The sequence below is a fragment of the Microbacterium sp. WCS2018Hpa-9 genome (assembly GCF_031843745.1).
In the GTDB taxonomy this organism is placed as follows: domain Bacteria; phylum Actinomycetota; class Actinomycetes; order Actinomycetales; family Microbacteriaceae; genus Microbacterium.
In genome coordinates this window covers 469,071-492,672 of the sequence record NZ_JAVTIY010000002.1, presented here as the reverse complement: position 1 = coordinate 492,672, position 23,602 = coordinate 469,071, and the positions used below count along the sequence as shown (strand labels likewise).

Sequence of the window (23,602 nt, the reverse complement as noted above, 5' to 3'; positions counted from 1 at the left end):
GCGGTCAGGGCTGGTAACCGATGGGACGACTTCCTCTCCACACAGTTACAGGCCGGCCTCAACCGAGGCCGCGGTGACACCACTACACCGAAGTATGGACGCACCACCTCGAGTCCTAACGGCTTGAGTGGGTGCCCGGGGCTCGTAGAGCGTAGGAGGGTTGCCACGTCCGTCGCGAAGATCTCACGAGACAGCCCCGCAGGCAGATGGATGGGCGGGCTCAGGAGCGCTGGGGCGCCGCAGTCTCAGATGCGACGGGCAGGGGAGTGAAGGCGCCTCCCCGCCACTGCCACCTCGGCATCGGTGGTCGTCGCCGCGCCAATCGACCGGGCGCTCTTCCGCGTGCACATGCAACTGATGTACCCCTGCGTCGGGTCGCTGCACCAGCATTCGTGGAGTGTTCCACGTGAAACATCGATACCCTGAGCTCATGGTTCGCGTGCTGATCACTGGGATGTCGGGGGTCGGAAAGTCGAGCGTTCTTCGTGAGTTGGGGGAGCGGGGCCATTCGGTCATCGATACGGACTATGGAGACTGGACCACTGAAGCGGGACTGTGGGATGACGTCCTGATGGGCGCCCTGCTGGGTGAGAGCAATGAGGTGGTGGTGTCTGGGACGGTCGAGAACCAAGGCGAGTTCTACGATCGCTTCGACCACGTCGTTCTGTTATCGGCGCCGATCTCAGTACTCCTCGATCGGGTCCGTCGACGCAGCACGAATCCGTACGGTGCAACCCCAGCCGAGCAACAGGAGATCAAGTCGAATCACGCACTGGTTGAACCACTGCTCCGTGCGACCGCGACGGTCGAGATAGACGCTACGCAGCCGCTCGATTACGTCGTCGATCGTATCGAAGAGCTCCTCGTTCAGCCCTGAGTGTTCCACGTGAAACATGATCACTCGGCTTCGCTCGTGCGTAAGCGCCCGACTGCAGCGACGACGAAGACCGACCAGGCGCTGCGCTGACCATGGCGGGGTATCTCAGACCCGTGCTTCCGAGATTGAGCGCGCGATACCGTCCGCGAAGAGATAGTGCACGGGAAGAACGTGCGCCGTCTCGCGATCCCGCACACACCCCTAGGGCGGACTGTGATCCGCCGGTGCCGGGAGGTTACCCGGCGGGGTTCCACAACTATGGCCTCCACTCGAAGGGGAGCGGGCAAGGGCTGACCCGCGTTCTGCTCTACGGCAGGGCATGATCCGGCCCGGATCACCAGTGGGGGCATGAGTTCGACCGGGGAGTGGACATCCGCCGACCCGCGTTCTGCTCTACGGCAGGGCAGGATCCGGCCCGGATCGCCAGTGTGGGCATGCACTCGACCGGGAAGCGGGCAAGGGCCGATCCACATCGGGCGAAACGGCGGGGGTTATGCGGTGGGGTTCCAGCACCGCTCGTATGCACTCGATCTCGGAGTGGACAAGAGTCGACCCACGTTCCGCCGTACGGCAGGGGATGTTCCGGCAGGTTCCCCTACCGCGGGCATGCACTCGACAGCGGAGATGACGAGGGCCAACCGGCATTCTTCGGTACCGCACCGGGCCATTGAGTCGTGATTCCGAGACAGCATAGGTGCAGCCCATCGCAGAGGCGTGAGCCCGGGCCCCCAAGTGCAGCGGCACTACAGGACATTGTCCAGCCGTGGTGTCACCGCCGCTCGCAGGGCCAGATCCAGAACCGGAGCCAACGCGCGAGGCCGAGCGTCAGCGCGAGTGCGTTGGCGACTGCGATTGGCGTTGCGTTCTCACCCCGAATGGGCTGGACTGCGCTCGTGCGTGTCTCTGCAAGGAGAAGGACTGAGCTTCGCGCAGCTGCAGTTCCCGCGGAGAGGTGCAGCGCTTCCGAAATCGACTCACGATCCGCGTCTGCTCGAGGCGCGCATCGCGGCGAACGCGGCGCGAGATTCCGCAGATCCTGGAGAAGTGGAGTACCAAAGAGCCCCAAACCTCCTCGGATCCGCGCCGCGGGGGACCACCTTCGACGCGGCAACGTCTGCCGCAGCGATTAGAGTGGAGGACGGCCCCGAAAGGAGTGGATGTTTCACGTGAAACAGCCCGAAAAGGCATCACCGAAGGACTCTTTCGGGATGGATACGCCGCTCGCGCGGGAACTCGCCGACCTCTCCGCTCGACGCCGTGTGCTCGAGACGGTGAACATCGACTTCACCGGAGATACCCGCATCCTCACGGTGTCGAACCAGAAGGGCGGCGTCGGCAAGACCACGAGCGCCGTCAATGTCGCCTCTGCTCTGGCGGGTCTGGGCGCGAAGGTCCTGGTGATAGACCTCGACCCTCAGGGCAACGCGTCGACCGCACTCGGTGTGCCGCACAATGCAGACACCCCGAGTGTGTATGACGTCCTGATCGAAGACACCCCACTCGCCGACATCGTGCAGCAGAGCCCGGAAGACAAGAACCTCTTCTGCGCCCCGAGCACCATTCACCTCGCCGGCGCCGAGATCGAGCTCGTGGCTCAGGTCGCACGCGAGCACCGCCTGCGACGGGCGCTCGACGACTATCTCGTCGACAACCCGATGGACTTCGTCATCATCGACTGCCCTCCTTCCCTCGGGCTGCTCACGATCAACGCGTTCACCGCCGCGAGTGAGGTCTTCATCCCGATCCAGTGCGAGTACTACGCACTCGAGGGGCTGAGCCAGCTTCTCGGCAGCATCCAGATGATCCAGAAGCACCTGAATCCCGGGCTTCACCTTTCCACGATCCTCCTGACGATGTTCGACGGCCGCACCCGGCTGGCGCAGCAGGTCGCTGACGAGGTCCGCACACACTTTCCCGATCAGGTGCTCGACACCGTCATCCCGCGCTCGGTGCGGGTGTCGGAGGCACCGAGTTTCGGTCAGACCGTGATCGCCTACGATGGGCAATCCGCCGGCGCCGTCGCTTATCGCGAGGCTGCTGTCGAGATCGCGTCGCGGACGGCGACGCAGAGCAAGGAGAAATGATGGCGAAGCGCACTGGACTGGGTCGGGGCATCGGTGCCCTCATCCCCACAGCTGATCAGTCCGAGCGTCCCGTGGACGTGTTCTTCCCCGGAGCCAACCTGCGTCCGGCGACGGATCAGACCAGCGACCAGCCCGCTGCAGAGGCCGACCTCGAGGTCGTTCCCGGCATCCACCTGATCCAGATCGACCCGCAGAAGATCGTGCCGAACCCGCGCCAGCCGCGTACGCACTTCAACGCGGAGGATCTCGCGGAGCTCGTGCACAGCGTGCGTGAGTTCGGCGTGCTGCAGCCGGTGGTCGTGCGCAAGAACAGCGACGGCGAGTACGAGCTGATCATGGGGGAGCGGCGCACCCGCGCTGCCCGCGAAGCCGGCCTCGACAAGATCCCGGCAGTCGTTCGCGAGACCGCCGACGAAGACCTCCTGCGCGACGCGCTGCTCGAGAACCTGCACCGCTCTGAGCTGAACCCGCTCGAGGAGGCATCGGCCTACCAGCAGCTGCTCGAGGACTTCGGGATCACACAGGAGGAGCTGGCTACGCGGATCGGTCGATCGCGCCCGCAGATCAGCAACACCATCCGCCTGCTCAAGCTGCCCATGCCCGTGCAGCAGCGCGTGGCCGCCGGTGTGCTGACCGCCGGACACGCTCGTGCGATCCTCAGCCTGGAGACGCCGGAGGCGATGCAGCGTCTTGCGGACAAGGTCGTGAACGAAGACCTGTCCGTGCGAGCGACCGAGGTCGCCGCGAAGACCGAGCCGGCCGGCGCGGGTCGCACCGCGAAGCCGACTCCCGGCGCCCGCCGCGCATACCTCGACGAGGTCGCCGGCAAGCTCGGGGATCGCCTCAACACCCGGGTGAAGGTCTCGCTGGGTGCGCGAAAAGGGCAGGTCATCATCGATTTCGCTTCGATTCAGGACCTGAACAGGATCCTGGGCGAGTTGGGCGAATCGGGGTACGGCCCGGCGTGATGCCGCGCCGCAGCCACTGACCGGTCGTAGACTCTCGACATCGCGATGACGAGAGGGATGGCATGTCCAAAGCGCTGAATCCGGAAGGCGTCAGGCGACGCGTCATCGCGGTGAGTATCGCCGCAGCTCTCGGAGGGTTCCTCTTCGGTTTCGACACCGCGGTGATCAACGGCGCCGTCGATGCCCTTGCGGGGGATGTCTCGGGCTTCGACCTCGGGGTCGGGCTCAAGGGCTTCGCCGTCTCGTCGGCTCTGATCGGCTGCGCGGTGGGAGCGTGGTTCGCAGGCCCCATCGCAAACAAACGGGGGCGCATCCCCGTGATGGTCGTCGCCGCAGCGATGTTCTTCATCTCGGCGATCGGATCCGGACTCGCCTTCAGCGTCGTCGACCTGATCATCTGGCGGGTCATCGGAGGCCTCGGCGTCGGTGCAGCATCCGTCATCGCCCCCGCCTACATCGCTGAGGTGTCACCCGCGGCGATCAGAGGGCGACTCGGCTCGCTCCAGCAGCTCGCGATCGTCACAGGTATCTTTGCGGCGCTCCTCTCAGACGCCCTGCTCGCGAACATCGCAGGGGCCGCAGATCAGCCCCTGTGGGGCCTCACGGCATGGCGGTGGATGTTCATGGTGGCGGCGATCCCCGCTCTCGTCTACGGACTCGTCTCGCTCAGACTTCCTGAGTCGCCGAGGTATCTCGTGCGCAAGGGCGAAATGACACGTGCCGCAGAAGTGCTGGAGACCGTCACAGGCGCCGTCGACGTCGACGCGAAGATCAAGGAGATCACCAGCACGATCGACACGGAGCGCAAGGAGTCGCTGCGCGACCTCCGCGGCAGCCGTCTCGGGCTCAAGCCGATCGTCTGGGTCGGCATCCTGCTGTCGGTGTTCCAGCAGTTCGTGGGCATCAACGTCATCTTCTACTACTCGACGACGCTGTGGCAGTCGGTCGGATTCGACGAGTCGAGCGCACTGCTCACCTCGGTCATCACGTCGGTGACGAACATCGTGGTGACGATCATCGCGATCCTGCTCGTCGATAAGGTGGGACGCCGCATCATGCTCCTGGTCGGTTCGGTGGGCATGACAGTGACCCTCGGGCTGATGGCCTTGGCGTTCTCGTTCGGCACTCTCGACGCGGAAGGCGCAGCGACGCTTCCCGATCCATGGGCGACGGTGGCCCTGATCTGCGCCAACGGCTTCGTGGTGTTCTTCGGAGCCACCTGGGGTCCGCTCGTGTGGGTTCTTCTGGGCGAGATCTTCCCGAACTCGATCCGTGCGGGCGCCCTCGCGGTCGCTGCGGCCGCGCAATGGGCGGCCAACTTCTTCATCTCGACGACCTTCCCGATCTTCGCCGACGTCGGGCTCACCTTCGCCTATGGCTTCTACGCGTTCTTCGCTCTGCTGTCGTTCTTCTTCGTCTACTTCAAGGTGCCGGAGACCAAGGGCAAGGAGCTCGAGGAGATGACGGACGAGCTGAAGGTGGAGCGCCGGGGCACGCGGAAGGCGTCGTAGGCTGGAAGCATGACCGAGTCCGTTCCGCGCCGCGCCAGCCTCGAAGTGCTGCGAGCTGAAGCATCGGACGAACTCGCCGTGCTCATTCAGGAGAGGCTTCTCAGCGGAGAAGACCCCTGGGAGTTCATGGAGGAGCTGCCGAGCGTCGACGAGCTGGTCGTGTACCTGCTGCGCGCCGACAACATCACGGCGAACGACGGCGTGCGCCCGAACGCCGCTCGGCACTATCGTGTGCTTCGCCAGATCGCGCTGGAGTACCCGGAGCTCACCCCGGCGGTCTGGGGCCTTCTCGACGAGAAGCAGCGCCACGGACGCTGGGATCCCTCGGTCGCCGACGCGTCCTGAGGCCGCAGAACATGCCTCGAATGCTCGTAGGCTACGACCCCACCTGGCCGGAGCAGTTCGAGAGGATCGCGCAGGAGATCCGCACACTCGGGGATGCCGACTGGACGATCGAGCACATCGGTTCGACGGCGATCCCGGGCATGCGTGCGAAGCCCATCATCGATCTGGCCGTCAGGATCAGAGACCTCGACGAGTTCGAGTCCCACATCCCGGCGTTGCAGGCCTCTGGGTGGCGGCGGGGCAGCGCCGTGCGCACGCATCCGGTGATGATCCTCGAAGCCGACGGCGTCCGCAGCGCTATCGCGCACTTCTTCGTCGAGGGGGAGTGGGATGCCGTGCATCAGCGGCTGCTCAGGGACTGGCTGCGGTCGCATCCTGACGATGCCGACCGCTACTCGCATGCCAAGTGCGATGCCGTCGCTGCTGCCGCGCGCGGGACGTCGACGTACAACGCCGCGAAGACTCCCGTGATCCAGGAGATCGTCGACCGCGCTCGGGCGGCACAGGGACTGCCCTCGGTGCCGGTCTACGACAAATAGGCTCGCGTGCGTCCCGAACAGCGGACGTCGCCCCGATCTGCACATGTTCTGACGGGAAGCGCGCGCAGAACGGGGCGGCCTGTGCAGAACGGGGCCGCCGGCACAGGACCTGAAGACCGGATGTAGGGACGAGGCGCATCAAGAACGGGCCACGGGCATGAAGAAAGGGCCGCCACTCCCGAAGGAGTGACGGCCCTTTTCGGAGCGTGATCAGCCGATGAACGCGGCGAGATCCTGCTCGAGGGCCGGCTTCGGCTTGGCGCCGATGATGGTCGTCTTGACCTCACCGCCCTGGAACACCTTCATCGCGGGGATCGAAGTGATCTGGTACTTCATCGCCAGCTGCGGGTTCTCGTCCACGTTCAGCTTGAGGATGGTGATCTTGTCGGGGTTGTCGGCCTGGATCTGGTCCAGCACCGGCGCGACCATGCGACAGGGTCCGCACCACTCGGCCCAGAAGTCCACGAGGACGGGACCTTCGGCCTGCAGAACGTCCTGCTCCCAGGTCGCCTGGCTCGTAGCCTTTGCACTCATCAGAGTTCTCCTTGTTCGAGGTTCGCCTGCTACAACAGCAGGCGAGGTGAAACTGTTCCCTGCCGCTCAGGCGGTGATGATCTCGGCGGCTTCCGCAGCCGGGAACTCGACGGAAGCGTCGTCAAAATCCGCGAGGAAGTGCTCGGCGTCGAGTGCCGCGACCGTGCCCGAGCCGGCAGCGGTGATCGCCTGACGGTAGGTCGGGTCGATGACGTCGCCGGCGGCGAAGACACCGGGCACCGAGGTGACCGATGAGCGGCCGTCGACCCAGATCGTGCCCTCGGCGGTCAGCTCGAGCTTGTCGTGCACCAGGTGAGTGCGCGGGTCGTTGCCGATCGCGATGAACAGGCCGTCGAGCGGCAGATCGCTCAGTGTGCCGTCGACCGTGTTGCGCAGCTGCACGCCCGAGACGGAGTCGCCACCGAGGATCTCGGCGACCTCGCTGTTCCACACGAACTCGATCTTCTCGTTCGCGAACGCGCGCTCCTGCATGATCTTCGACGCACGCAGGGAGTCCTTGCGGTGGATGACGTAGACCTTCTCGGCGAAGCGGGTGAGGAACGTGGCCTCTTCCATCGCCGAGTCTCCGCCGCCGACGACCGCGATCGTCTTCTCACGGAAGAAGAAGCCGTCGCACGTGGCGCACCACGAGACGCCGTAGCCCGAGAGGCGCTCTTCGCCCTCGATGCCGAGCTTGCGGTAGGCCGAGCCGGTCGCGTAGATCAGCGACCGGGTCTCGTGCACCGTGCCGCTGCCCAGCGTGACCTTCTTGACGGGGCCGGCGAGGTCGAGCTCGGTGACGTCGTCGTAGACGACCTCGGTGCCGAACTTCTCAGCCTGCTCCTGGAACTTGGCCATGAGCTCGGGGCCCTGGATGCCTTCGGGGAAGCCGGGGTAGTTCTCGACCTCGGTGGTGTTCATCAGCTCTCCGCCGACCTCGACTGTGCTCGCGATGAGCAGCGGCTTGAGGTTCGCGCGCGCCGCGTAGATGGCGGCGGTGAATCCGGCGGGACCCGAACCGATGATGATGACCTGACGCATGTGCTCTCCGTCGTAGATGCTGAGACGCCGAAAGACGTTCGACTGCTTCAACCAATGGTAACCGCGCGACATTCCCGCGCGCGGGGGCTCAGCGACCTGGCAGGAAGCGCCGCAGCATGGAGCCCGCGACTTTGAGCTCAGGCGCACGCAGCAGGGCCAGGATGCCGATGTAGACGGCCACGACGGCGATGCCGATGATGCAGGTGCCGAGGGCGCCCTGGATCTTGTCGGCGGTGGTCCAGCCGGTCGGGCCGCCGAGGAGGAGGAAGACCCCCCATCCCGCGACTCCGGCAGGAACGGCGGCGATCGCGAAACGGAGGATGGCGCTCATCCAGGTGCGGATCTCGAGTCCGCCGATCTTGCGATGCAGCAGCCAGACGGCGACCACCGTCTGGATCGTGCTCGCGATCGACTGCCCCAGCGCGATCGCGGCGGCGAGTGAGGTGACCTCGAAGACGCCGGCGGCGAGCAGCGACTGGGCGACGAGCGCGCTGACGACGACCAGCGCGCACTGGAAGAGCGTGAACCAGAAGGGCGTGCGGGTGTCACCGTAGGCGTAGAAGGTTCGCTGGACGATGAACAGGATCGTCAAGGGCACCAGACACACCAGGAAGCAGACGAGCACGAGAGCTGCTGCTTCGGCATCCGGCGCCTCGTTCGTGAACACGCGCGACGCAGGCACAGCCGCGGCGACGACGGCCGCGACCGCGACCGCGATGAAGAACAGCAGGGTGCGGATGCTCTGAGCGATGTCCTTGCGGACCTCAGCGTCTCTGCCTGCCGCGGCATGCTCGCTGATCTGCGTGAAGTAGGGCGTCCCAATGGACAGCACGATGATCGAATACGGCAGCATGAAGATGAGCCACGCGTACTGGAACGTGGCGACGGAAGCGCCCTTGCCGGCCGCCTCGATGAGGATCTGAGTCTGAATGAGACCAGCGATCAGGCTGGCGAGGGCCATCAGGAATGTCCACCCGGCGAGCTTGCCGACTGTGCCCAGCCCGACACCGCGCCAGCGGAAATCGGGTCGTAGCGCGAGACCCGTGCGGCGCCAGAAGATCAGCAGGATCGCTGCCTGGATCAGGATGCCGAGCGTCGCCGTTCCGCCGAGCGCGGCGATCATCTCGGGAGTCCAGTCGGAGAGGCGGGTGAGCGGACCGCCGAACAGGGCGCCGATGATCAGGAAGCCCACGATCGACACGATGTTGTTGACGACCGGCGCCCAGGTGAAGGGGCCGAAGATCCGGCGGGCGTTGAGCGCCTCGCCGAGAAGCGCGTAGAGACCGTAGAACAGGATCTGCGGCATGCACCAGTAGGCGAACGCCGTCGCGAGCGCGAGGAACTCCGACGACGCGTCCTTGCCGGCGTAGAGCCCCACCAGCCAGGGAGATGCGACTGTCGCAGCACCCGTGATCACGACCAGCACAACTGTGCCGAGCGTGAACAGCTTGGAGATGAACGCGTTGCCGCCGTCGGCATCCGCTGTCGCCTTGACGATCTGGGGGATGATCACCGCGGTCAGCACACCCACCGAGATCAACGAGAAGACGTTGTTGGGCAGCTGATTCGCGATGGCGAACGCGTCTGCCGCGCCCGCGCTCACGGAGCCGATCACGCCCACGAGGACGATGGTGCGCAGGAGACCGGTGACGCGCGAGATGAGCGTGCCCGCCCCGATAAGTGCGCTGGCGCGGCCGAGACTACTCATTCATCTCCTCGACGGCATCCGAGTCGGATGTCGTCTCCTGCTCGTTCTCGTTCTCGGCCTCGCGGCGCCGGCGTCGGACGGTGCGGATGATGCCGAGACCGATGAGCAGCACGATGAGGCCGCCGAAGACCCCGAGACCGATGGCCTCCCATTCGGCCCGCACCGAGACGCGGACGCTCTCAGGTTGACTGATGGGCACGCCGGTGGGGCTCGACAGCGACAGCGTCAGGGTGACTTCGCCGCTGCCGACTCGGGCGGACACAGGGACCTTGACCCTCGTCGTGGTGCCGGGCTGGATCGTCCACGGCGTCACCGACTGCACGTCGAGGCGCGGGTCGCTCGGCTTGACGCTGAGCTGGATGTTCACCGGCCACGGCAGATCGTTGCGCACCGAGAACGGCAGGTCGGCGTTGGCGGAGAGAAGCTGGATGGTGCTCGCCGGAGGGATGTCGACGGCGTTCAGCGTCTCCGTCGTCGCGACGTTCACGTCGGAGACGGCATCGTCGAAGCCCTTCTCGGTGAGCCCGACGGCGGTCGCCCGCATGATCTGGATGCGCTTGGGGCTCAGCAGCAGCTGACTGTCGTCGAGGATCGTGGAGAAGTCGCCGAGCACGACCTCGCTGTCGAGCATCCGCTGCAGGGCCGTCGCGCGTGCCTGGTCGGGATCGGTCGAGAGCGTCGCCGGCGTCGCCGGGACTGCGAGCACCTCGGAGAGACCGAATCCGAGAGAGTCGACCGACGCGACGGCCTCTCTGAGTGCCTCGGCCGTGCGCGTCTCGTCACGGTCGAGTCCGATCAGGAGCGGGGTGGCCGGGTCCGACTGACCAGACAGGGAGATATGAGCGCTCGCCTCAGCGAGCCACTGCTGACGCGCAGGGGTGTCGTCTTCACCCGCGGCCCGGGACAGGGCATCGGATGCCGCAGCCGATGTGACCAGCACGCTGCGCCCGTCGACGCCGGCGTGCGCACCGACGGCGCCCTCGACCGCCGAAGACGACAGGACCGTGACCGCACCGTCGCTCACATACGTGGAGAAGACGTCGAGGTCGGCGGCGGACACATCACTGCGCGGCCACAGGATTCCGGGGGTCGCGCCTTCGATGGCGGTGAGCTCGGCGTCATCGGGCAGCGCCGCGCCATCGGTCGGCTGAGGCGTCGGTTCGTCACTCGGCGCCGGCGTCGGGGCAGTGCCGTCTGACGGCGCAGTGCTCTCTGACGGCGCAGTGCTCTCCGACGGCGCAGTGCTCTCCGACGGCACTGAGGCCGGAGTCGGCGCGGGGGTGGCTGTGGGGGTAGGGGTCTCGTCTGCGGGCTCGGTGAAGCCGCTCGGGTTGAGGAACGGCGCGAGCGTCGTCGGCTGCAGAAGTCCGGGAAGGCCCGCCTGCGCCTGTGTGGTGGCGTCCGCATCGCCGAACTGCAGGGCGAAGCGCTCGTTGGGCAGTGCGTCGAGAACGCGCAGCCATTCGCGGGCGCTCTGCGGCGCCGAAGACCCGAGCACCCTGATTGCCGCAGGAATCGCCGGGTCGATCGCCAGGATCGCCGAGGTCCCGCGAACTCCCTCGACCACGGCGGTGAGTCCGCCGTCGGGGGCGGTGAGCGCACTGAGCTCGTCCGCGGTGAGGAGAGCGCCGTCGACGGGTGTCGCCGTGATCGGCACCATCACGGCGACGGGAGGGCTCGCAGCAGCGGTCACGACGAGCACCGTCGTCGATGTCACCGATCGGGCATCGTCCTGTGCGTCGGTCTGCGCTCCGCTGAGAGTCGCTCGCAACGGGTAGACACCGGGGGCGAGGTCGCCGAGCACCTCGGGCGGCAGGAAGAGGCTCGAGGTCACGGATCCTTCGGCGTCGACGGGCGCGGTCGTGTCAGAGCCGAGCTGTTCGAAGCCGCCCGTGGCGTCCGCCTCGTCGAGCCAGGTCGTGACCGCGGCCCCGTCGGTGAGCGGAGTGCGGTTGAGCTCCACCGTGACGCGACCGGACGAGAGCTCGGACCTGGAGTCGTTCTGCACGGTGATCGAGGCCGTCGTCGCGGTTCCGGGAGCGACCGTGCCACGCACTCCTGCCGAGACGAGCAGATCGATCGACGAGCCCTCGGACTCGGCATCGGTGGCGGCGAAGGCGCTGCCGGCGCCCGCGCCTGCCAGGCCGAGAACGATCGCCGAGATGACGGATCCGCGTGCCATGCGGTGCAGGCGCGTGCGGAGGCCGTTCTCGGAGGTGGTCGCGGTCATGAAGGTCTTCCTCGAACGCCGGGGATCCCAGGCTGCTCGTGAGTGCTGACCTTGTGATTCTAGGCGGCTGGCTGAATGAGAACCCTGAAGACGCGTAGAGTGACGGCCGTGTCCGACACCCTCGCCCCCACGCCCGATCCGCTCCGCAGCGCCGCGCTCGCCGCAGATCTCGACGACGCGGATCTGCGTTCGGAGCCTCTTCGTCGCCTGTGGGGCGAAGAAGAGGACGACGCCTTGGCCAGAGGCATGCGTGAGCCGATCCTGCGCGCGATCGCCGGTGACGACGGTGTGCTCGCGACTCTCGGCAGGCTGCTGGTGCTCGGGATGCCGCAGCCGCTCGCTGCCGTGACGAAGGCTCTGCCGAGACTCGGGGCCGACGGTCTCGCCGCTCTCGGCCTCGCGCAGATCGAGGGGAGCACGGTGGTTCCCACTGCTCTTCTGCGGCCGCAGTCGTTCGTCGACTCCGATGGGATCGGCGAATGGTGGATAGCCAGCGACCTCGATGAGGTGGCGCTCGACGGTGCGCTTCCGGCGGATCACGTGCTCGGCGTCGGCGGGGCCTCACGCACGCTCGCCGAGATCATCATGCCGATCGAGGTCGACCGCGCTCTCGATCTCGGCACGGGATGCGGCATCCAGGCGCTTCTGGTCGCTCGCCACGCGGGTTCGGTCGTGGCCACCGACATCTCAGCGCGTGCGCTCGCCTATGCCGAGCTGAACGCCCAGCTGAACGGCGTCTCGAACATCGAGTTCCGCCTGGGGAGCATGTTCGAGCCCGTGGAGGGAGAGGCCTTCGACCTGATCGTCTCGAACCCGCCGTTCGTGATCACCCCGCGCGCAGAAGGTGTGCCCGAGTACGAGTACCGCGACGGGGGCCTCGTCGGCGATGCCCTGGTCGAGCAGTTCCTGCGCGCGGTTCCGTCGTTCCTGACCCCGGGAGGTGTGGCGCAGCTGCTCGGCAACTGGGAGTCACGCGGAGGTCAGGCGTCGCTGACCGGGCGTTCCGGCCTCGACCGACTCTCTTCGTGGGTTCCCGGCGACCTCGACCTGTGGGTGATCCAGCGTGAAGAGCTCTCGCCGCTCGGGTACGCGGAACTGTGGATCCGAGACGGGGGCACGACACCGCGAGACGCCGCGTTCACCCCGCTGCTCACGGCATGGCTCGACGACTTCACCGCCCGAGGCGTCACCGCGGTCGGATTCGGATACATCCTGGTGCGCCGTCCGGTCGCCGACGGCATCCCGCTGCGCCGTCTCGAGCGGGTGACGCAGGCCGTCTCGAATGTGGGCGGTGCTCTGCGCTCGGGCCTCGCCGCCCACGACGTGCTCTCGGACGGCCTGCCTTCGACGCTTCTCGTCGCGCCCGATGTCACCGAGGCCCGCCATCTGCTCCCCGGCAACGATGACCCGAGCATCATCGAGCTCCGACAGGGCGGTGGATTCGCTCGGACGATCACGGTCGACCCCGCGCTCGCCGGATTCGTGGGAGCGTGCGACGGCGACCTCACCGTCATGCAGATCGTCGCGGCCTTGGCCGACCTGTTCGAGGTGCCGCTCGTCGAGCTGTGGGCCGACCTCGAACCCCGCATCCGACAGCTCGTGTTCGACGGCTTGCTGGTGGCGGGGGAGTGATGCAGGAATACCTCACCGCATCTATGCGTTCGAATACACCATGAAGGCTTTCGGATTCCTCTCCTTCGGGCACTATGCAGACGTGCCCGGTTCGGCGACCCGCACAGCGGGAGACATGCTGAAGCAGACCATCGAGATCGCGGAGGGTGCAGACGAGATCGGCGTGAACGGTGCCTCGGTGCGCGTGCATCACTGGGCGCGTCAGGCCGCCTCCCCGATGCCGCTGCTGTCGGCCATGGCCGCGCGCACCCAGCGCATCGAGGTCGGCACGGGCGTGATCGACATGAGGTACGAGAACCCGTTCCAGTTCGCTGAGGAGGCGGCCGCCCTCGACCTGATCGCCGACGGGCGCATCGCCCTCGGCGTGAGCCGTGGGTCACCCGAGACGGCCCTGCGCGGCTATGAGACGTTCGGCTTCCACGACGAGGAAGACCCCGAGCGGGGCAGCGTGATCGCGCGTGAGAAGTTCGATCTCTTCCTCCGTGCGATCGACGGCGAGGGTCTCGCCCCCGGCGACCCCCGCATGGTCGGCGCCGGGCGCTACCTCGCGATCGAGCCGCAGTCGCCGACTCTGCGCGACCACATCTGGTGGGGTTCGGGTTCACGGGCCACGGCTGAGGAGACCGGCCGCAAGGGTCTGAACATGATGAGCTCCACGCTTCTCACCGAGGCGACGGGCGTGCCGTTCCACCAGCTGCAGCGCGAGCAGATCGACCTCTTCCGCGCCGCCTACAAAGAGGCTGGGCACACGGGCACACCCCGCGTCTCGGTGAGCCGCAGCGTGTTCCCACTGGTCTCCGACATGGACCGCGCATACTTCGGGCTGCGCAGCGAGGAGAACGCCGACCAGATCGGCATCATCGACGGCTTCCGCTCGACGTTCGGCAAGACGTATGCGGCCGAGCCCGACGTGCTGATCCAGCAGCTTCTGGCCGACGAGGCGGTGATGTCGGCAGACACACTGCTGCTGACGATCCCGAACCAGCTGGGACCCGCCTACAACCTCCACGTGCTCGAGTCGTTCGCGACGCACGTCGCTCCTGCGCTCGGCTGGAAGCCGAACACCGAGGGCCCCGTGCAGGGCGATCCGGTCTGATCACGCTGCACGCTGGATGAGTGAAGGGCGGATGCGAACTGCATCCGCCCTTTCCTATTCCCTCGACTCCTTGGGTGATATATCGATACTCTGGCCGCATGCGAGCGCCCAAGAGCGGAATCCTGGCCGGAGCCATCATCCTCGTCGCGGCGCTCGTCGGAGCTCTGCCGGCCGCCGCGGCCACCACCACCGCCTGGGCGACCTGGCAGCCGCTGACCGGCACAGGCGGGGCGTACACGACCACCGTGCAGGTGGCGGCGCAGCCCGCACTGACCGCCACGATGACCAGCGATTCGCGCGGGTCAGGTCGGTGTCATCTCGGGTGCATCGACCTGGCTGTCGCAGGGCACCCCTGTCGGTGAGAAGTACGGCAGCAGCATCAACCAGCAGTACTTGAATCTGCGACCGAAGGCCGACAGTCCCACGAGCCCGTCGACCACCACCTACTCGTTCGCGACGCCCACGCCGGCATCCGGTTGGACCTTCGTGCTGGGTGACATCGACGCCGATTCCGTGCGCATCGAGGCTATCGGCGTCGACGGCCAGGCCGTCAGCACCGAGGATCTCGGATTCAACGGCGGCTTCAACTACTGCGCACCGGGCGTCACCGGCAAGCCGTCATGCTCAGGGGTCGCCACAGACGTGCCCTCGTGGGATCCCGCGACCCAGACCCTGACAGGAAACGCGGCGGCGTCTGACACGAGCGGCTCGGCGGCCTGGTTCGAGCCTTCGGTGCCGATCACCTCGCTGACGTTCTTCTTCACCCAGCGCTCCGGGTTCCCGATCTATCAGACCTGGTTCGCCTCGATCGCGCGAGACATCACCGGAACCGTCACCGACCAGGCCGAAGGCCCGCTGCCGGGAGCCACGCTCACACACACCGACGCGAACGGCGCGGTGGTGGGAACGACGACGACGGATGCCGACGGCGCCTACTCCTTCCCCGGTTTCATCGCGACCGACGGATACACGGTGACCGTCACGGTTCCCGACGGCAAGATCGCCGTCGGGCCGACCGCGCAGCCCGTCGACCTCACGACCGAAGACGGCAGCGCGGCCTTCGAGGTGCGCGACATCGAGCCGGTCGCGGTCTCGGGTCGCATCGTCGACGACGAGGGCACCGGCGTCCCCGGCGCGATCGTCACGATCGACGGCGTCGACCCGGCGACGACTGACGCCGGTGGCGAGTTCCTGATCGAGGGGGTGCCTGTCGGCCCGCACACCGTCGAGGTCACACCGCCGCCCGGGTTCAGCGCCATCGAGCCCACAGAGATCGTGGTGCCGGAGAACAGTGAGGAGCCGATCGTTCTCGAAGACCTCGTCGTGGTCGAGAACGCCGACCTGAGCGGCACCGTCAGCGCCGCCGGAACGGGCGTGCCTGACGTCACCATCACCGTCGATGACGGCGTCGACACGGTCACGACGGTCACCGACGAGGACGGCGTCTACACGTTCCCGCGCCTGCCGGCGGGGGAGTACGAGATCACGATGACGACGCCGGACGGCTATGTCGCGTCGGGCCCGGCGACTCGCACCGAGACTCTCACCACGACCGACCTCGCGAACGTCGATTTCGAACTCGCCCGCCTGGGCTCGATCTCGGGAGAGGTGCGCACCGACGACGGCGCACCCGTGGCCGGAGTGATCATCACGGTGGAATCGGATGAGGTCTCGCAGGAGGTGACCACCGACGCCGAGGGCACGTACGCGATCACCGACCTGCCGCCGGATTCGTACGACCTGACGATCACCGCGCCGGAAGGGCGCACTATCATCGGCCCGGCGACGGCCACCTTCGTCATCACACCTGCCGGAGAGTCGCTCGCAGGCCCGAGCTTCACGGTCTCGGCCGCCGTCATCACGCCGACCGACCCACCCACGCAGAATCCGGCCGACCCGGCCTCGCCGCCGGACACCGGAGGTGGTCAGCTGCCGGGAACGGGCCTCGCACCCGAGACCTTCATCTGGGCGGCAGCGGGCGGCGCCGTGCTCGTGCTCGGAGTAGTGCTGTTGGTGATCTCGCGTCGCCGTTCACGCGGCGACTGAGACCGCGACCGCGCGCGGCGGAGGCCGCAGGGTCGGTCAGGCGGGATGGACGACGCGGAAGCGCTCGCAGATGATCGGCATGTCCGTCGCGAAGCCTCGGGGGTTCTCGGAGTGGGCCCGCCAGTACCGTTCGTGTGACTCGCGCCAGTAGGTGAGAGTGCGGTCTCCCTCTCCCTCCGAGTGCGCGTGCTCGGCGGTGACCTCGTCGAATGGCACCGTGGAGACGGCCGTCGTCTCGAGCACGGCGCGCGGCGCACCGGATCCGTCGAGGATGATGCTGAGCTCTCCGACGTGGGGCTCGGGATCACCGGTCTCGTCGTAATCCCACTGCGAGGAGGCGGTCCCTGTCTTCACGCCGGCGAGGACGAGCGCGAGCAGAGAGTCGGCATGGTCAGGCGTCGCACCGAAGGCCCAGGCACCGGGCGTCTGCTCCGGAAGCGCAGGATTCTCTGCGCGGACATGGTTCCAGAAGGCGGTGAGCGCGGCACTGTCGGTCATGCGGCAAGCCTATTGCGGCTGCTACTTCGCGTTCGCGGGTCCGAACAGCTCCTCACCGTGCTCGTGCAGCAGTCGGTATGCGTCGGCGAACGTCTCGGGCTCTGGCTCGCCGGGCTTGCCGTACTTGGCGATGAGCAGACCGAGCAGGCCGCGGGCGGGCGGGGTGAGCGGCTTCATCTCGGTGGGGTCACCGGGCTTGGGCTCAGCGCGCTCGGGATTCGGGGGCGTGTAGGCGGGCGTCGTGACAGGCCAGTCGGCGGGATGCCGGGGCTCGTCGAGGTTCACGGCATTGAAAAGAGTGTTCGCCGACTGGTCGCGGTCGTTGAGCGGTTTCAGGCCGTGCAGGCGCGAGAGAGTGGCCGTGACCGAACCGTGGTGCATCTCGTCGTGGACGATGGTGCCGCGCCGCGTGTACGCCGACACCGCGATCGCCGGCACACGGCATCCGAGTCGATCGAACGTGAAACCCATCTCGCCCGCCCCGGTGTCTTTCGTGGGTTTCGTCGCCGACGGCGGCGGCACGTGGTCGTAGCATCCACCGTGCTCGTCGAAGGTGATGAGCAGCAAGGTGTTGACGGCGTTGGAGCCCTTGGGTGACGCGCTGGTGCGCACCGCCTCGTAGATGTCGTGGATGAGACGGTCTCCGGCCCGGACATCGGAGATGGCACTGTCATACACGGCTTCGCCGTCGACCTCGCTCTCGCGAGGTGATCCGAACGGCGGGTGGAAGTCGTTGTGGTCGTAGACCATGCGCGGCTCGATGAACGCGTATGCCGGCAGGGTGCCGTTCGCAGCCTCCGCGTAGAAGTCCTCCATCGTGCCGAAGTGCTCGGTGCGCCAGTACTTCTCGAGCACTGCGGCGTGCAGCATCCCGGTGAACGACACCAGCTGGAGCTTGTCGATGTAGATCTTCCAGCTGACCTTCTCGTCTTCGAGCCGGTTGAACACCGTGGGCGCCGCAGGCGCATCGAGCCACTTGCGATACCCGCCGCCGGCCTGGTTGGTGACGAAGCCATGAGAGGTCGACGCGTGAAAGAACGACCGGTTGCAGAACGTCTGCGACGGCACCCCCGCATACCAGTGGTCGAACACCGCGAACTCGGAGGCGAGCGTCGACAGCACGGGCAGCATCTCGGGAGAGAACGAGCCCATGATGTGCGCGGCCTCCTCCGCCTGAGGCTCGACGCCCTTGCGCAGACGGCGGAAGTTGATGATGTAGTCCTCGAGGAATCCCGACATCGTGGCCTTCTCGCCGTGCGTCGGTGCGTTGAACGGGGCCGACATCTGATCGACGAACAGGTCGGCGTTGTCCTTCGGGTCGACGGTGCTGAAGATCTGCGTGTTGACGTGCGGATACTCCTCGCCCGGGTCGGGGTCGGGCAGGCTCATGATGCGGTCGGTGTCGCCCGTGTAGACGTGCGCCTCGACGACCGTGCCGTTCGCCGCGGTGTTGCTGTGCGTGCCGAACGCGAGACCCTCGAACTTCTCGCCCTTCGGAAGCGTCTCCTTCGAATACAGGTAGCCGAGCAGGTTGTCGAACGAGCGGTTCTCGCCCATCACCACCACGAGGTGGTCGAAGCCGGGTTCGCTGCGCGGAGTGAGCGCGGCGAACGGATCGGGTTCCGAGGCGAAACCGTTTCGGTGATTCGCGACGTTCGCACCGATCGCCGCGCCTGCGGCGCCGCCGATCACGGCGCCGGCCAGCGCGGCGCCGCCCATCCTGAGGAATCCTCGCCGGGAGGGCTCAGGCGCTGTGGGGGAATCGCTCTGTTCTCCGGTCACGTGCCGATCCTAGGACGCGGACGGTGTGGACGTCCGGGATGCTGAACGCGGCGCCGCTACGGTGGGGGGCATGAGCTATGCCGGTGAGTCCTCGATCGACGCGCGCGTTCGGGCGGTCAACGCCGATTTCGGCCGTCGCCAGACGCGGCTGTTCGTTACGTTCGCGCTGATCGAGGGGCCCGTTCTGCTTCTCCTCGCTGCCGCGATCTACGGCTTCGAACTCATCGACCCCGAGATCGGGATCTGGTTCATCGTCGCTGTCGCGGTGATCGGCGGGTTCCTGATGAGCATGCTCCTCATGCGGCTGATGCAGGCGAGAGTTCGCGCGGTCGCGCAGGCGAAGGGCGAGAACCCTCTGTTCTGACGCCCTGCCCCGACACACGCGACGCCGACGGACGACACCCGCGCCCCGGTACGCTGGAACCCATGCTCAATATGGCTGACGGCCTCGTTCGTCTCGGTGCGCTCGCCGAGAACCCGGTCGTCCGCACCCTCGCCGAGGCCTTCGAGGCAGCGGGCTTCGACCTCGCCGTGGTCGGCGGACCCGTCCGCGACGCGCTGATCGGCAGGCCGACCCACGATCTCGACTTCACGACGAACGCGATGCCCGACGACATCCTGCGCATCGTCAAGCCGATCTCGACCGCCCAGTGGGACATCGGTCGCGCGTTCGGCACCATCGGCGCGCGTGTGCAGGGCGAGCAGGTCGAGGTCACGACGTATCGTGCCGACAGCTATGACGGCGTGACCCGCAAGCCGACCGTCGAGTTCGGCGACACGATCGAGGCCGACCTGCACCGACGCGACTTCACCGTCAACGCGATGGCTCTGCTGGTTCCGGCCGTGAAGCTCGTGGATCCGACCGGGGGAGTCGAAGACCTCATCGCCGGTGTCCTGCGCACTCCCGCAGACCCCCATGTGTCGTTCGGTGACGACCCGCTGCGGATGCTGCGCGCTGCGCGCTTCAGTGCCCAGCTGGGTTTCGGCATCGACGACGACACGTTCGACGCGATCACCCAGTTGCGAGCGACCCTCGAGATCGTGAGCCCCGAGCGCATCCAGTCGGAGCTCGTGCGGCTGATGCAGACGGACGACCCCGTGCGCGGCATCCGCGTGCTGGTCGACACCAGGCTGATCGAGGAGTTCCTGCCCGAGGTCAGCGCTCTGCGACTCGAGGTCGACGAGCACCACCATCACAAGGACGTCTACGAGCACTCGCTCACGGTGCTCACTCAGGCGATCTCGCTCGAGCAGTCGCGTCACCCCGGTGCTGAGCCCGACGTCGCCCTGCGCATCGCGGCCCTGCTGCACGACATCGGCAAGCCTCGCACCCGCAAGCTCGAAGACGGCGGCGTCGTGACTTTCCACCACCACGACGTGGTCGGGGCGCGCATGGCGCGCAAGCGTCTGCAGTCGCTGCGCTTCGACACCGACACGACCGAGTCGGTCTCGAAGCTGATCGAGCTGCATCTGCGGTTCTTCGGATATGCCGAGGGCACCTGGACGGATGCCGCGGTGCGCCGCTACGTGCGCGACGCGGGCGACCTGCTCGAGCGCCTGCACATCCTCACCCGCGCCGACGTCACCACGCGCAACAAGCGCAAGGCGGGGCGGCTCGCCTCGGCGTACGACGACATCGAGTCGCGCATCGCCGCGCTGCGCGAGCAGGAGGAGCTCGACTCCATCCGCCCGGAGCTCGACGGCAACCAGATCCAGAACATCCTCGGCATCGCGCCCGGGCGTGAGGTCGGCGAGGCGTATAAGTTCCTGCTCGAGCTGCGCCTCGACGAGGGTGTGATCGGGACGGATGCCGCTGAGCAGCGCCTCCGCGACTGGTGGGCTGCGCGGGTCTGAGCTCGTCGAGCGGATCGACCGCCTGACGACCGGCGCCCGACCACCTGACCACCGGCGCGCCCATGAGGGGGGTCCCCCCAGTTGAACGCCCCCTCACGGTGAGGAGACCTCATCGGCTCCTCTGACGCAGACGTCCGAGGACGTGTGCCTTGTCGCGCCCCACGCGCGACCGAGGTCGCGTCGCACGAGCGGCGACCACGTCGCCTGTCGAGCCACAGCAACCTCTCGAGTATCTTCGCGGCTCACGGCATCGCCCCTGTCGCTGACGGGGCTTTGCGCATCAGTCCGACGCGTTCTGTCCCTTTCCCGTCGCTATTCCGACTCGTCGATCTCGGCGGTCGCGTGCGCGGCTCGCCAGCGTGCGGGAGGAACCCCGTGCACGTCCTGAAACGCGCGCCGCATGCTGCGCGGACTGCTGAAGCCGCTTCGGCGCGTGATCTCGGCCGCTGTGAGGCGCTCCACTCCGAGCATCAGCATCGCGGCCACCCCGACGCGATGATCGCGGATCGCATCCTGCACCGAGCGTCCGTCGCGTGCGTACGCTCTCTGCAGCTGGCGGGCCGAGACATGCAGGGAGTCAGCGAGGGTGTGCAGCGTGAAGTCGATCGAGTGGGCCTGCTCGGAGATCGCGAGATCGGCGCGTTCTCGCAGAAGATCGAGCGGATGCCCGGCACGGATGTCCTGATCCGTGGCGTCGTCGGGTCGACCCGGCGAGATGTCGACGACGACGAACTCGCTGTGCATGACCTCGTCGATCTCGGATTGGCCGTCGAAGCTCTGCCGGGATGAGAGGGCGCTGCGCACCCGTGCCACCGAACGCAGCCGGGAGCGCAGCTCTCGCACCGAGAAAGGTTTGGCGAGATAGTGCGCGACGCCCAGCATCCGCATCTGCGCGACACTGCTCGCCCTGCGGTCTGCGGTGACGGCGATGACATCGACGTCGTTGCCGTGATGCGTGCGCAGCAGGCGCAGCACGTCGAATCCCGAGATGCCGGGGAGCTGAAGATCGAGCAGGACGACGTCAGGAGGGTCGCTCTGCATCATCTCGACCGCGGCCTCGCCGGAGGAAGCGATGCCCGTCACGACGAATCCGGGAGTCCGCTCGACGAACATCCGATGCAGCTGAGCGGCCATCGGCTCGTCGTCGACGATCAGCACGCGGAGCTCAGTCATCGGCGAACCTCGAGCGCTCGGAGTCAGGAACCGGGATGCTCGCCTCGAACCTCATGCCGCCCAGATCCGATGTGCGGCACTCGCAGCTGCCGCCCAACCGGGTGACGGCTCCGCGCACGATGGCCAGACCGTAGCCACGGGCATCGCGGCCCGTCTTGGTGCTCATCCCCAGGGAAAAGACTCGATCCCGCAGATGCTCCGGGATTCCGGGGCCGCTGTCGTCCACCGCGAAGTTCACGACGAGACTGGAGCAGTCGGGCGCCTCGGACGCGAGGACCATCAGCTGCACGGCATCGCCCGTCGAGCAGCTCTCGACCGCATTCGACAGGAAGTTGCCGATGATCAGCAGACTCGCCTCTGTGAAGCTCTGGTCGGCGCCGGCCAGATCGGGCAGCGCGGCTCCGGGGGACACGATCAGACTGATGCCGCGCTCACGAGCGCGGGCTCGATGCGCATAGACGAGCGCTCGCACGCTCGGGTCTTCGACACCGTCTGCCGGCATGCCGAATTCTCCCGACACCCCGCCGGCGCGCACGAAGTCGAGAGCGCGTTCCGGCTCGGCCATCTCGAGCAGACCCTCGATGATGTGAAGGGTGTTGGCGAACTCGTGCCCACGCGAGCGCAGCGCGTCGATGTGGTTCTGGGCACCGTCCAAGGCCCGCAGCAGTGCGGCATCCCGTGAATAGTCCCTGAGCATGACGAGCCGACTCTCGCCGGCCACCTGCGAGACGTCGAGGTCGGCAGACAGCATCAGCACGCGATCACCGATCTGGATCAGGTGCGCGTCCAGCGCACGGCCGCCGCTTCCTCCGCTCGCTGCGGCGAGCAGCTCCTCGGCATCCCTGCCTATGTCGTCGTCAGTCACAGCCAGCAGATCGCCGGCGGTGGAGTTGAACCACAGCAGGCGGCCGTCTCGGTCGATGCCGATCGCCGCGTCTGCGATGCTCTCGAGCAGTGCCGCTCGCTCGCGGACTATCTGGTCGACCTGCTCGGGCTCCATCCGGTATGCGGCGCGGGTGAACCGCACGGACAGCACCCGCAGCACATAGAACGACGCCGCTCCCACGGCGATGATCAGCAGACCGATCGGAAGGACGATGCCCAGGACGCGCCCGTCTCGCCAGCGCGAATCGATCTCGACGAACAACCAGCCACCTCGCTCGAGCGGAAGCGAGTAACCCCCTGCGACGGGGGCGCCCGGTTCGTCACTGAGGCCCGTGAGATGCCAGCCCTCGGCCCTCTCTCCCTCCGTTCCACCGGTCGCGATGACGTGGCCGTCGGCATCGACGACCGCGTAGAGCGAGAACGGGCGCCCGAACGGCCGTGTGTCGTGGCTCAGCACTCGCTCGGCCAGCTCGTCGGCGACCCCACCCTCGAGCATGCCGACGGCTCCACGATCGTTCTCCGCTCCGGTGAAGAGCAGGGCGCCGACCAGTGCGGTCGTGAGCAGGATGGTGAATGCGAGCGTCTGCGCGACGAGGACGCCCCTCCGCGATGATCTCGTGGGCAAGGTGGCATCCGCGCGTGCTGCGACGGGGCCTGTCCGCATGATCTCTCCGCTCGCGACGATACACCTGGCTCTCTGCATCGGACTGAGGGAACGAAGTGTGCGCCGCGAGAGTTCGCCTCGGGGTGCCACCGAGCCCGGGTTCGTCGCGTCGTTCGCGAGAGGCCGTCAAGGTCG

General features: G+C 67.1%; 20 protein-coding genes. 12 read left to right on the top strand and 8 right to left on the bottom strand.

The genetic code is table 11. From position 1 onward, the window contains the following. Positions 1 to 430: 430 nt before the first annotated feature. The 6 genes from RQG82_RS06180 (at position 431) to RQG82_RS06155 (ending at position 6,324) form a co-directional block, all read left to right on the top strand. Positions 431 to 877: an AAA family ATPase gene (locus RQG82_RS06180; protein ID WP_311258234.1), complete on the top strand. Its 447-nt coding sequence runs from the start codon at positions 431 to 433 to the stop codon at positions 875 to 877. Between the two features lie 1,208 nt (positions 878 to 2,085). Beyond that, positions 2,086 to 2,961 carry a ParA family protein gene (locus tag RQG82_RS06175; protein WP_311258233.1) on the top strand — a complete coding sequence of 292 codons (876 nt, stop codon included), beginning with the start codon at positions 2,086 to 2,088 and terminating at the stop codon, positions 2,959 to 2,961. Continuing rightward, a complete protein-coding gene (locus RQG82_RS06170) occupies positions 2,961 to 3,929 on the top strand; it encodes a ParB/RepB/Spo0J family partition protein (protein WP_311258232.1) in 969 nt (322 codons plus the stop codon). Before RQG82_RS06175 ends, RQG82_RS06170 begins: the two co-directional genes overlap by 1 nt. A 62-nt stretch (positions 3,930 to 3,991) precedes the next feature. After that, positions 3,992 to 5,440 carry a sugar porter family MFS transporter gene (locus RQG82_RS06165; protein WP_311258231.1) on the top strand — a complete coding sequence of 483 codons (1,449 nt, stop codon included), beginning with the start codon at positions 3,992 to 3,994 and terminating at the stop codon, positions 5,438 to 5,440. A gap of 9 nt (positions 5,441 to 5,449) precedes the next feature. Then, positions 5,450 to 5,785 (top strand): tryptophan synthase subunit alpha, encoded by a 336-nt coding sequence (locus tag RQG82_RS06160; RefSeq protein ID WP_311258230.1) that lies wholly within the window; start codon positions 5,450 to 5,452, stop codon positions 5,783 to 5,785. A gap of 20 nt (positions 5,786 to 5,805) precedes the next feature. Further along, positions 5,806 to 6,324, top strand: coding sequence for a GrpB family protein (locus tag RQG82_RS06155; RefSeq protein ID WP_311258229.1), 519 nt, complete (start codon positions 5,806 to 5,808; stop codon positions 6,322 to 6,324). A 210-nt stretch (positions 6,325 to 6,534) separates the two neighbouring features. On the opposite strand, the gene trxA is transcribed toward RQG82_RS06155, so the two are convergent. The 4 genes from trxA to RQG82_RS06135 all read right to left on the bottom strand — a co-directional run bounded on the left by trxA (position 6,535) and on the right by RQG82_RS06135 (position 11,837). Beyond that, positions 6,535 to 6,858, bottom strand: coding sequence for a thioredoxin (gene trxA / locus RQG82_RS06150; protein WP_042541543.1), 324 nt, complete (start codon positions 6,856 to 6,858; stop codon positions 6,535 to 6,537). 66 nt (positions 6,859 to 6,924) lie between these two features. After that, positions 6,925 to 7,899 carry a thioredoxin-disulfide reductase gene (trxB, locus tag RQG82_RS06145; RefSeq protein WP_311258228.1) on the bottom strand — a complete coding sequence of 325 codons (975 nt, stop codon included), beginning with the start codon at positions 7,897 to 7,899 and terminating at the stop codon, positions 6,925 to 6,927. An 88-nt stretch (positions 7,900 to 7,987) separates the two neighbouring features. Continuing rightward, positions 7,988 to 9,607 carry a murein biosynthesis integral membrane protein MurJ gene (gene murJ, locus RQG82_RS06140; protein WP_311258227.1) on the bottom strand — a complete coding sequence of 540 codons (1,620 nt, stop codon included), beginning with the start codon at positions 9,605 to 9,607 and terminating at the stop codon, positions 7,988 to 7,990. Further along, positions 9,600 to 11,837, bottom strand: coding sequence for a DUF6049 family protein (locus RQG82_RS06135; protein ID WP_311258226.1), 2,238 nt, complete (start codon positions 11,835 to 11,837; stop codon positions 9,600 to 9,602). The genes murJ and RQG82_RS06135 overlap by 8 nt, the downstream gene beginning before the upstream one ends. Positions 11,838 to 11,912: 75 nt before the next feature. Between RQG82_RS06135 and RQG82_RS06130 the strand changes: the two genes are divergently transcribed. The 4 genes from RQG82_RS06130 to RQG82_RS06115 all read left to right on the top strand — a co-directional run bounded on the left by RQG82_RS06130 (position 11,913) and on the right by RQG82_RS06115 (position 16,611). Next, positions 11,913 to 13,469, top strand: a complete 1,557-nt coding sequence (locus RQG82_RS06130; RefSeq protein WP_396653562.1) for a class I SAM-dependent methyltransferase — start codon at positions 11,913 to 11,915, stop codon at positions 13,467 to 13,469. Between the two features lie 40 nt (positions 13,470 to 13,509). Then, positions 13,510 to 14,565 (top strand): LLM class flavin-dependent oxidoreductase, encoded by a 1,056-nt coding sequence (locus RQG82_RS06125; protein WP_311258224.1) that lies wholly within the window; start codon positions 13,510 to 13,512, stop codon positions 14,563 to 14,565. Between the two features lie 98 nt (positions 14,566 to 14,663). Further along, positions 14,664 to 14,927, top strand: a complete 264-nt coding sequence (locus RQG82_RS06120) for a hypothetical protein (protein WP_311258223.1) — start codon at positions 14,664 to 14,666, stop codon at positions 14,925 to 14,927. A 31-nt stretch (positions 14,928 to 14,958) separates the two neighbouring features. Then, entirely contained in the window at positions 14,959 to 16,611 is a 1,653-nt protein-coding gene (locus RQG82_RS06115) for a carboxypeptidase regulatory-like domain-containing protein (protein ID WP_311258222.1), read from the top strand. Positions 16,612 to 16,647: 36 nt separating this feature from the next. On the opposite strand, the gene RQG82_RS06110 is transcribed toward RQG82_RS06115, so the two are convergent. Together RQG82_RS06110 and RQG82_RS06105 are read right to left on the bottom strand one after the other, a co-directional pair. Beyond that, positions 16,648 to 17,109 carry an ASCH domain-containing protein gene (locus RQG82_RS06110; RefSeq protein ID WP_311258221.1) on the bottom strand — a complete coding sequence of 154 codons (462 nt, stop codon included), beginning with the start codon at positions 17,107 to 17,109 and terminating at the stop codon, positions 16,648 to 16,650. Between the two features lie 21 nt (positions 17,110 to 17,130). Then, complete coding sequence (locus tag RQG82_RS06105; protein WP_311258220.1) at positions 17,131 to 18,891, bottom strand: alkaline phosphatase family protein; 1,761 nt, start codon at positions 18,889 to 18,891, stop codon at positions 17,131 to 17,133. Between the two features lie 70 nt (positions 18,892 to 18,961). On the opposite strand from RQG82_RS06105, the gene RQG82_RS06100 reads away from it, so the two are divergent. Next, on the top strand, positions 18,962 to 19,255 hold the full coding sequence (locus RQG82_RS06100; RefSeq protein ID WP_311258219.1) for a hypothetical protein: 294 nt from the start codon (positions 18,962 to 18,964) through the stop codon (positions 19,253 to 19,255). 62 nt (positions 19,256 to 19,317) lie between these two features. Further along, positions 19,318 to 20,745 (top strand): CCA tRNA nucleotidyltransferase, encoded by a 1,428-nt coding sequence (locus RQG82_RS06095; RefSeq protein WP_311258218.1) that lies wholly within the window; start codon positions 19,318 to 19,320, stop codon positions 20,743 to 20,745. 312 nt (positions 20,746 to 21,057) lie between these two features. Here RQG82_RS06095 and RQG82_RS06090 read toward each other — a convergent pair whose 3' ends face one another. Then, complete coding sequence (locus tag RQG82_RS06090; protein WP_311258217.1) at positions 21,058 to 21,918, bottom strand: response regulator; 861 nt, start codon at positions 21,916 to 21,918, stop codon at positions 21,058 to 21,060. Then, entirely contained in the window at positions 21,911 to 23,428 is a 1,518-nt protein-coding gene (locus tag RQG82_RS06085; protein ID WP_311258216.1) for an ATP-binding protein, read from the bottom strand. Before RQG82_RS06085 ends, RQG82_RS06090 begins: the two co-directional genes overlap by 8 nt. Between the last annotated feature and the right edge of the window lie 174 nt (positions 23,429 to 23,602).